At 62.2% G+C, this 7,415-nt stretch carries 9 protein-coding genes; all 9 read right to left on the bottom strand.

Annotation, left to right across the window (positions count from 1 at the left end):
• Positions 1-313: aminotransferase class III-fold pyridoxal phosphate-dependent enzyme (locus tag ACPYOI_RS33780; RefSeq protein WP_481423994.1), on the bottom strand; the 313-nt coding region annotated here is incomplete at its 3' end.
• A 16-nt stretch (positions 314-329) separates the two neighbouring features.
• On the bottom strand, positions 330-1,814 hold the full coding sequence (locus tag ACPYOI_RS33775) for an NAD-dependent succinate-semialdehyde dehydrogenase (protein ID WP_481417759.1): 1,485 nt from the start codon (positions 1,812-1,814) through the stop codon (positions 330-332).
• A gap of 92 nt (positions 1,815-1,906) precedes the next feature.
• Positions 1,907-2,419 carry an Lrp/AsnC family transcriptional regulator gene (locus tag ACPYOI_RS33770; RefSeq protein WP_481417758.1) on the bottom strand — a complete coding sequence of 171 codons (513 nt, stop codon included), beginning with the start codon at positions 2,417-2,419 and terminating at the stop codon, positions 1,907-1,909.
• A 30-nt stretch (positions 2,420-2,449) separates the two neighbouring features.
• Positions 2,450-3,442: a cyclodeaminase gene (locus ACPYOI_RS33765; RefSeq protein WP_481417757.1), complete on the bottom strand. Its 993-nt coding sequence runs from the start codon at positions 3,440-3,442 to the stop codon at positions 2,450-2,452.
• Complete coding sequence (gene eutB / locus ACPYOI_RS33760; protein WP_481417756.1) at positions 3,432-4,451, bottom strand: hydroxyectoine utilization dehydratase EutB; 1,020 nt, start codon at positions 4,449-4,451, stop codon at positions 3,432-3,434. Before eutB ends, ACPYOI_RS33765 begins: the two co-directional genes overlap by 11 nt.
• Positions 4,452-5,225 (bottom strand): ectoine/hydroxyectoine ABC transporter ATP-binding protein EhuA, encoded by a 774-nt coding sequence (ehuA, locus tag ACPYOI_RS33755; protein ID WP_168832093.1) that lies wholly within the window; start codon positions 5,223-5,225, stop codon positions 4,452-4,454.
• Positions 5,222-5,917 (bottom strand): ectoine/hydroxyectoine ABC transporter permease subunit EhuD, encoded by a 696-nt coding sequence (ehuD, locus tag ACPYOI_RS33750; protein ID WP_168832092.1) that lies wholly within the window; start codon positions 5,915-5,917, stop codon positions 5,222-5,224. Before ehuD ends, ehuA begins: the two co-directional genes overlap by 4 nt.
• A 4-nt stretch (positions 5,918-5,921) precedes the next feature.
• On the bottom strand, positions 5,922-6,593 hold the full coding sequence (gene ehuC / locus ACPYOI_RS33745) for an ectoine/hydroxyectoine ABC transporter permease subunit EhuC (RefSeq protein ID WP_481417755.1): 672 nt from the start codon (positions 6,591-6,593) through the stop codon (positions 5,922-5,924).
• Between the two features lie 120 nt (positions 6,594-6,713).
• The coding region (ehuB, locus tag ACPYOI_RS33740; RefSeq protein WP_481423993.1) for an ectoine/hydroxyectoine ABC transporter substrate-binding protein EhuB at positions 6,714-7,415 on the bottom strand (702 nt) is incomplete at its 5' end.

Below are 7,415 nucleotides of genomic sequence, written 5' to 3'. Positions count from 1 at the left end.
GGTCCAGGATCATCTTGGCGAGCGTGATCGAAGCTTCCGTCCCGTGGCCGACATAGGCATGATAGTAGGCGAGCTCTTTCGCCTGCGCCGCGATCGCCTCCGCGATCTCGGTACGGCCGTAGCCGACGTTCACACAATAGAGCCCGGCAAAGGCATCGAGCAGGCGGTTGCCGTCGCGATCCTCGATATAGACGCCGGAACCGCCCGTCACGATGCGGTTTGGACTTTCGCCACGCGCGTGCTGGGCAAGATGGGTCGAGGGATGGAGGAAGTTCTCGCGATCCCACTTGTCGAGTTGATCGTTTGTCAGCATCGGTCTTTCCTTTCTGTTATGCCCAATCGCGGCAGACATATTTCACGTCCATGAAGGCCTGCATTCCGTGAAGCGCCCCTTCACGGCCGAGTCCGGACTGTTTCATTCCGCCGAACGGGATAGGCGCGCCGGTGACCTTCGTCCGGTTTACGGCGACCATGCCGTATTTCAGGCTCCGGCTCGCCCTATAGATCCGGCGCGGATCCAGCGTATGCACATAGGCGACGAGACCGTATTCGGTATCGTTTGCCCATCGTAATGCCTCTTCCTCGCCGTCGAACGGCGCTATGGCCGCCACCGGGCCGAAAGTTTCTTCCCGCATGATCAGCGCGTCCGGCGGAACATCGACGAGAACGGTCGCCTCGAAGAAGAGCGGACCTTTGCCGTGGCGCTTTCCTCCCGCGAGAAGTCGCGCCCCGCGCCTCAGCGCGTCGGCCACCTGCTCTTCCTGCTTCAGCACCGCTTTCTCGTTCATCAGCGGGCCGATATCGGGGTCATCAAGACCGGCGCCGACAGTCAGCGCCGATGCGCGATCGGCAAACCGGCGGCAGAAGTCCTGGTAAACCGACCGCTCGACAAGGAAACGATTGGCGCCCAGGCAATCCTGGCCAGAGGTGGCGAACTTCGCCTTCACGGCCTCGTCAACCGCTCTCTCCATCTCGGCATCGGCAAAGAGAAGGAAGGGGGCGTGGCCCCCCAGTTCCAGCACGAGACGTTTCACCGTATCGGCAGAACGCCCATAGAGCAGCCTGCCGATCTCCGTGGATCCGGTGAAGGAAAGCGCGCGCACGCGAGGATCGGCAAGCCATGGTTCTGCGACGGTCGCAGCGTGTCCCGTCACGACGTTGAAGACGCCGGCCGGAAATCCCGCCCGCTCGGCAAGCTCGGCAAGGGCGAGCGCCGAATAGGGCGTTTCATGGCTCGGATGCGTAATGACCGTGCATCCTGCGGCAAGGGCCGCGGCGGCTTTCCGGGTCAGCATGGCGGACGGAAAATTCCAGGGCGTGATGAGCGCCGCGACACCGACCGGCTCCAGCCAGACTTCCATCTCGGCATCCGGTAGATGCGAGGTCACGCTGGAGATATCCGGGCGCTTTGCCTGCTCCGCATAGTATTCGACGAAGGATGCCGCATAGTCGATCTCGCCGCGGGCCTCGGAGATCGGCTTGCCCTGTTCGAGCACCATCAGGCGGGCTAGGTCTTCGCGGTTCTTTACGATCAGCTCGAACCAGTGCCGCAGGATGCGTGACCGCTCCTGCGGCAGGGCTGCGGCCCAGCCGGCAAAGGCGCGATCGGCCGCGTCGATCGCGGCACGGCTCTCCTCGGCCGAGAGGCTTGCCACATCGCCTAGCCAGCCGCCGCTTGCGGGGTCTGTCACCGCGAACGTCTCATTGCGAGCGGAAGCCACCCAGTGCCCGCCGATATAGGCGAACTGGCGTATCAGCCTGTGGTCGCTGAACCCTGTCAGCAGCGATTTCGGAGCTTCGGCCGGATATGCCATGCTGCACCTCTTCCCATTGATCAGGCTTCATGATCCCTCGAACGAGGCAGCCGAATTGTCTTTTCCAGGCATTGGCGGCAGACGAAATATCTTTATTTGCCACCCTCGATGGCAGCTTCTTCTCTTCCGTTCTCGAACAGGCTGTCGAAAGGCAGCGCTCCGCCCTCTTTCACAGGCTTGGTCACGATGTAGGTGTAGTAGCGCGCGACCCCCAGCGGCTGCTCCAGGAGCCGATCGATCAGGCGCTGATAGCTGTCGATATCGCGGGTGACGATGTGCAGGAGGTAATCGAAGCCGCCGCCCAGTGCCCAGCAAGCGACGATCTCCTCCTTGGCCTTCACTGCCCGCTCAAACGCCTGGAACGCGTCCGAGCGATGATGCTCGAGCTCGACGGTGACAAAGACGGTGACGCTCGAAACGATGGATTTCAGCGAGATCTCCGCCCTGTAGCTGCTGATTACGCCGGCCTTTTCCAGCCGGCTCAGGCGCTCCCAGCACGGACTCGGGCTCAGATTGATCCTGCTCGCGAGGTCAGCCTTCGAAATGCGGGCTTCGCTCGAAAGGATCTTCAGGATTTCGATATCGCGATTGTCGAGTTTCAACATGACGTCACTTGCTGCTCGAACCGAGCCATCTCACACATTCATCACGTTGCCCGCACCCTGGGCCTCGCAACGCGCGCGGGCAAAGGTGGCGATCGCGGTATCTTGCGCTCCGGTACCCGTCAGGTCTGAAATCGTCACGTCGCTTTCACTCTTGCGTCCAGCGGTTCTTCCGGTCAGCACCGCGCCGAGTTCCGCCGGCGCTCCCGTCGTCCAGAGGCCGGCGGCGATCGCGCTGCGCAGTTCGCCGAGCTTCTCGCATTGGCTCACCCGGTCGCAGACATAGAGATCGGCGCTCGCGAGCGCCTTCGGGTCGATCTCGTTCTTTTCCTCCTGGTCGGATCCCATCGCGGTAATGTGCAGGCCGGGATGCAGCCATTCGGCCTTCAATATCGGTTCGCGTGAAGGCGTGGTGGTGATGACGAGCTGGCTTTCGGCCACGAGCCGCGCCGGGTTCGCCTCGCCGCGCGCTTCGATGCCAAGCCGCGCCGCGAGATCGGCGGCGCAGGCCTCTGCTTTCGCAAGGTCTCTGCCCCAGACGATGACGCGCCTGAAGGGACGAACGAGATGCGCCGCTTCGATCTGCAGCCGAGCCTGGACGCCGGTGCCCATTACCCCCGCGGTCACGACATCGGCCGGCGCCAGATGGCGTGCCGCAACGGCGCCTGCCGCGGCCGTGCGCACATCGGTGAGGTAACCGTTGTCCAGCAGCAGAGCCTTGACGAGGCCCGTCTTCGCAGAAAAGAGGATCATCAATCCGTTGAGGCTCGGCAGGCCGATTTTAGGATTGTCGAAGAAGCCCGGGCTGACCTTGATGGCGAAGCCGTCGAGACCGGGGATATAGGCGGTTTTGACATCGACCTCCCCATTGGCCTGCGGGATCGCCATCGAAAGGATCGGTGGCATGATCACCTCGCCCGTGGCGAGGGCCGCGAATGCCCGCTCGACGATGTCGATGGCGGCAAGATCGAGCGGGACTGCCCTTCGGAGCTCCTTCTCGGTCAGGATCACGATGTCATGCGCCATAAAGCGTGCCTTCCATTAAAACGTCGCCGAGCATCACGTCCTCGCCCGATATGATTTTCGTGAATGTCGGCATGTCGAGATTGCGCCCGGTGACGATGCTGGCGGTTGGTCCTTCCGGCAGAGAAAGCTTCCCGGAAAGCACGGCGGCCAGTCCCACGACGCTTGCGCCTTCGGCCACAAATCGGTCCTCGAAATAGAGCACCTGCATGGCCCGGTAGATTTCGGCCTCGCTCACAAGAACCATGTCGTCGATCAGTTCCCGGCAGAGATCGAACGTATAGCGGTTGTCGAGTCCGATGCCGCCGCCGAGGGAATCGGCAAGGCTCGGCACTTCTTCCACCTCGACCGGCCTTCCGGCGACAAGCGACGCGGCCATCGCAGCGCCTCGATCCATGGAAATGCCGATCACACGAATATCCGGCCGGATCGCCTTGGCGGCAAGCGCGACGCCGGCGGCAAGGCCGCCGCCGGAGAGCGGAACGAGCAACGAGGCGACGTCCGGGCGGTCCTCCAGAATCTCGAGGCCGATCGTGCCCTGGCCGGCGATCACATCGGCGTGGTCGAAGGGCGGCACTTCACTGAAGCCGTCCTCGGCACACAGGCGTGTGCACTCGGCCTGTGCGTCATCCTGGCTCCTGCCGACGATGCGGACATCGGCGCCAAGCGCGCGAATACCCTCGACCTTCGCCTGCGGGACGAGGGACGACATGCACACGACAGCCGGGATGCCTCGCTTTTGCGCGGCATAGGCAACGCCCCGGCCGTGATTGCCGGTCGAGCAGCAGGCGACGCCCTTTGCTTCGGCAGGCAAACGCGCGATTGCGTTGGCCGCGCCGCGGATCTTGAAGGCGCCGATCGGCTGGGCGATCTCCAGCTTCAACAGAAATTCCCGGCCCGCCTTTCGGGTCATGAAGGGCGAGGGAACGAGAGGCGTGCGCATGGCAATGCCGACGATCCGTGCGCGCGCAGCCAACACATCGGCAAGCGTGATCAGTTCACGACCGCTCATTCACCCCTCCGTCACCGCCCTCAGGAACTGCTGCGTGCGCTCCTTCTGCGGATTGCCGAAGATCTCCGCCGGCGTTCCTTCCTCGTGGATCTTGCCCTTGTCGAAGAAGCATACGCGGTCGGAAATCTCGCGGGCGAAGCGCATCTCGTGGGTCACCATCAGCATCGTGAGATCGTGCTCGGAGGCGAGCCTGCGAATGACGTTCAGCACTTCGCCGACCAGTTCCGGGTCGAGCGCCGACGTCGGTTCGTCGAACAGCATGATGCGGGGCCGCATGGCGAGCGCCCGGGCGATGCCGACGCGCTGCTGTTGCCCGCCGGAAAGCTGGCCCGGGAATTTCTGCGCATGTTCCTTGAGGCCGACAAGCTCCAGCAGCTCTTCAGCCCGCCCCCTGGCCTCGGCCTTGGAAAGGCCCAGCACCACGTGCGGCGCTTCCATGAGGTTTCTGAGGACCGTCATATGCGGGAAGAGATTGAATTGCTGGAACACCATCCCAAGCTGCTTGCGCATTTCGCGGAGATGGTTCTCTCCGGCCGGGACGAGATCGCCATTCCTGCGCTCGTGCCACAGGGGCTCTCCGCCGACATACACGGTGCCCCCGCTGATCTTTTCCAGCGTCATCAGGATCCTGAGAACGGTCGACTTGCCGGAACCCGACGGACCGATGATCGTCACCTTTTCTCCTGGAGAAACGGTGAAATCGAGATCGTTGATGACGACGAAGTTGCCATAGGCCTTCTTGACCTTGTCGAAAACGATGACTGGCTCGCTCATCTTAACGGGATACCTCCCTTCGGTAGATTAATATCGAGATAGCGCACCAGCGCGGATGCGAAGATGGTCAGGATCAGATAAAGGCCGCCGACCATCGACAGTGGCACCAGATAGTCGAAGGTCTGATCACCGATGATCTTGGCGACGTTCAGCATTTCCAGCACGGTGACCACCGACAGCACCGGCACGTCCTTCATGATCGAAACGAGATAGTTGCCGAGCGCCGGGATGATGCGCGGCACCGCCTGCGGGAGGATGATATGCGTGAAGGTGCGGCGCGGCGGCAGGTCGAGCGCCTTGGATGCTTCGTGCTGGCCACGATCGATCGCATCGATACCGGCCCGATAGACCTCGGAGGTATAGGCACTGTACTGAATGCCGAGCGCCAGGGCGCCGGTCATGAAGGCCGGCAGCACGATGCCGTAGTCCGGCAGCACGTAATAGAGAAAGAAGAGCTGGACGAGCAGCGGCGTGTCGCGGATGAACTCCGTGATGAAGGTCGCAGGCCACGAGATGAACCGCGACGGCGCGCCCTTCAGGACGGCCAGCAGGAGGCCGATGACCATGGCGACGAAGAAGCCGAGGATGGAGGCTTCAATCGTTACCAGAAGTCCGTGCAGCAGTATGGGCAGGATGGAGATCGCGAAAGCCAGTTCGCCGTTAGCGGTATCCCATTCGTATCCGAACAGCATGGGCCTACCTCCTGTAGCCGCGCCAGCGGCTGAGCGAGTTTTCCAGGATGCGCATGATCAGCGTCAGCACCAGGGCCATGCCGAAATACATGAACAGAATGATCATGTAGATCGTGGTCGAGTCCTGATAGAAGTTGCGCAGCTGTTCCGCCTTGAAGGCGAGGTCGGCAAGGCTGATGAGGGATACGAGCGCCGTGTCCTTCAGGTTCTGGACGGCAAGGTTGCAAAAACTCGGCATCATCTCCGGTAGCGCCTGCGGCAGGGCCACGCGAAAAAGCGCCTGGCGCGGCGTGAAGTTGAGCGCGGTCGCCGCCTCGTACTGGTTGCGGCTGACGGCCTGGATCGCACCGCGCACCACCTCGGCGCCATAGGCGCCGATATTGAGCGCCAGGGCCAGCACCCCCGCGGCGACGGGCGGCAGCCTCAGATCGAGCCCGATCATGTCACCGGCGATCGGGAGCGCGAAATAGAGCCAGAAAAGCTGGACGAGCAGCGATGTGCCGCGGAAGACTTCGATGTAGACGATCGAGAAGCCCTTGACGAACCAGTTGGGCGAGAGCTTTCCGATCCCGAACAGGAAGGAGAATATTCCGCCGAGAATGGTCGAATATACGGTAAGTTCGATAGTGACCTTGGCGCCCTGGGCAAGCGGGCCAAGATATTCCGTCCAATGCATCCGCGACTTTCCCCATTATTATCGGCCGACATGCCGGCGTCCCGCTCTAAACAGGATCGGCCGGAGCTTTGCCATTTTCGCCCCGGCCGGTGGCCGTCATATCCGGTGTGATCCGCTTGATCACATTGCGCAGAGGTCTTTGGTCGTCTTGGCGGACGAGCCTTCGATATCTGCGGGCGTGAAGCCATAGCCGGTAAGGATCTTCTTCCAGTCGTCGGTCTTCTTGAAGGCTTCGAGCTCCTTGTTGAAGGCCTCGACAAGATCCTTGGAGTCCGAATTGAAGTTGAAGCCGCCCCAGCTGCGAACTTCCTTGCCGTCGACGACCGGATCCTTGAAATCATCCACGATCGCGACCTTGTCGCTCTTGGCTGCCAGTTCGCTGGCCGTCAGTCCCGTCGCGGCATAGGCATCGGCGCGACCGGTCGAGACGGTCGAGATCGCATCGGAGTTTGCGGCGATGGTGACGATGTTGCCTTCCGGCACGCCGAGCGACTGCATCATGTGAAGCTGGTCGGCGCCGGCCATGACCGCGACCTTCATGCCTTCCTTGGCAAAATCGGAATAGGTCTTCACGCCCTTCGGATTGCCGGCCGGCACGAGCAGACCCTCACCGTAGGATGTGTTCGGCTCGGAATAGACGACCTTCTGGCAGCGCTCGGGGCGGATCGCCATTTCGCTGGCGGTCATGTCGAAGCGATTGGCCTGGAGCCCCGGAATGAGCGATGAGAAATTCGTGACCACCCACTGGATGTTGTCGGCCGCGATGCCGAGCTTGCCGAGAACGGCTGTGGCGACATCAGGTCCGGCACCCTTCGCAGCACC

The organism is Rhizobium sp. SVR5-2C, from assembly GCF_056755115.1.
This window is presented reverse-complemented; position numbering and strand designations above follow the sequence as displayed.